This window comes from Streptomyces sp. NRRL F-2580 (assembly GCF_000720115.1).
Lineage (GTDB): Bacteria > Actinomycetota > Actinomycetes > Streptomycetales > Streptomycetaceae > Streptomyces.
The window spans coordinates 1-834 of record NZ_JOIR01000106.1 but is presented as its reverse complement, the minus strand read 5'-3'; the positions used below and the strand labels follow the sequence as shown (position 1 = coordinate 834).

1 protein-coding gene is annotated in these 834 nt (G+C 71.1%); it reads left to right on the top strand.

All coding sequences use genetic code 11. The features are described from left to right. Positions 1-43 precede the first annotated feature (43 nt). A partial coding sequence (locus IF88_RS0139630) for an alpha/beta fold hydrolase (protein ID WP_037808865.1) occupies positions 44-834 on the top strand: 791 nt, incomplete at its 3' end.

The window sequence follows — 834 nt, the reverse complement described above, 5'->3', positions numbered from 1 at the left end:
GTGGGGTAGCGCGGACCGGGCCCCGGAGCGAAAGGGTCGTTTCGTGTTCGAGGAATTCGCCACCAGGACGGTGCGCACCAGTGAGGCGTCCGTCTTCGTTCGGTACGGGGGCGAGGGGCCGCCTCTCCTGTTGTTGCATGGCCACCCGCGCACGTCGGCGACTTGGCACCGGGTCGCGCCCGTCCTGGTGCGGCGCGGTTTCAGCGTCGTCTGCCCCGACCTGCGCGGGTACGGGCGCTCCCGCGGCCCGGCGCCCGCTTTGGATCATGTCCCGCACTCCAAGCGCGCCGTGGCCAAGGACATGGTCGAGGTCATGCAGACGCTCGGGCACCAGCGCTTCGGTCTCGTCGGCCACGACCGGGGGGTTGCCGTGGCGCTCCGCCTGGTGATGGACCACCCCTCCGCGGTGACGCGGGTGGCGTTCCTGGACGGCCTGCCCCTGAGCGAGCACCTGATCCGTGCGGATGCCCGGTTCGCCACCGCGTGGTGGCACTGGTTCTTCTTCGCCCAGCCGGAGATCCCCGAACGCGTCATCAATGCCGATCCCGACGCCTGGTACCGCGGCGACCCCGAAGCCATGGGGCAGGAAAATCACGACGAGTGGCGGACCGCCACCCGCAATCCAGACGTCGTCCGCGCCATGCTGGAGGACTACCGCGCCGGGCTCACCGTGGACCGCCAACACGAGGAGGCGGACCGCGCCCGAGGCGCGCGGATCGACTGCCCCGTCCTGGTCCTGTGGTCGCTACGAGACGACCTGGAGGACCTGTACGGCGACCCGCGCACCATCTGGCGCGACTGGGCCGACGACGTCCGGGGCCACGGCATCGACGC